At 65.0% G+C, this 1,062-nt stretch carries 1 protein-coding gene; it reads left to right on the forward strand.

All coding sequences use genetic code 11. The features are described 5' to 3' along the window. Positions 1-1,062, forward strand: a 1,062-nt coding sequence (locus C450_RS18340) for a formate--tetrahydrofolate ligase (RefSeq protein WP_005046062.1), incomplete at both ends; no start/stop codon positions are given.

Genomic DNA, 1,062 nt, shown 5'->3' on the forward strand with positions numbered 1-1,062 from the left:
ATCAACCTCCACTTCACTGGTGATCTCCACGCGCTCACATCGGCGCACAACCTCATCTCGACGATGCTCGACAACCACATCAAGCAGGGCAACGAGCGCGATATCGCGGTCAACTGGGTCGAGTGGCCCCGTGCGATCGACATGAACGACCGCGTGCTCCGCGAGACCGTGATCGGGCTCGGCGGCGACGTCACCGGCGTCCCCCGCGAGGACGGGTTCATCCTGACGGCGGCCTCCGAACTGATGGCCGTGCTCTGTCTCGCCGACGACCTCGAAGATCTCAAAGAGCGCGTCGCACGCATCGTCGTCGCCTACGACGAGGACGGCGATCCCGTGACCGCCGACGACATCGAGGCGACGGGCGCGGTCACCATCCTCCTGAAAGACGCTCTGAAGCCGAACATCGTCCAGACCATCGAGGGCACGCCGGCGTTCGTCCACGGAGGCCCCTTCGCCAACATCGCTCACGGGACGAACTCGCTGATCGCCGACGACGTCGCACGGAAGCTCTCCGACTACCTCATCACCGAGGCGGGCTTCGGCTCGGATCTCGGGGCCGAGAAGTTCATGAACGTGGTCTGTCGGTTCGGCGAGATGGAGCCCGCCGCGGTCACGCTCGTCGCCTCGATCCGCGCGCTGAAATACCACGGCAAGGACATGTGGCCCGCCGACCTCGACGAACTCGAAGCGACCGACGTCGAGGCCGTCCGGGGTGGGTTCGAAAACCTCGACACCCACATCGAGAATCTCCGGAAGTTCGGCATCCCGGTCGTGGTGGCGCTCAACCGGTTCCCGGGCGATGCCGACGAAGAGGTGCAGGCGGTCCTCGATCACTGCCGCGACGATCTCGGGATCGAAGCCGCCGAATCGACGGTGTTCGGCGAGGGCGGCGAGGGTGGCGCGGACCTCGCCCGGAAGCTCATCACCGAGATCGAGGAGGACGACGAGGAGTTCGAGTACCTCTACGACGTCGACGACTCGATCGAGGCAAAGATCGAGACGATCGCGACCGAAATTTATGGGGCAGAGTCGGTGACGTTCCAGAGCGGCGCGCAGGACGAC

The organism is Halococcus salifodinae DSM 8989 (assembly GCF_000336935.1).
GTDB classification, from domain to species: Archaea; Halobacteriota; Halobacteria; order Halobacteriales; family Halococcaceae; genus Halococcus; species Halococcus salifodinae.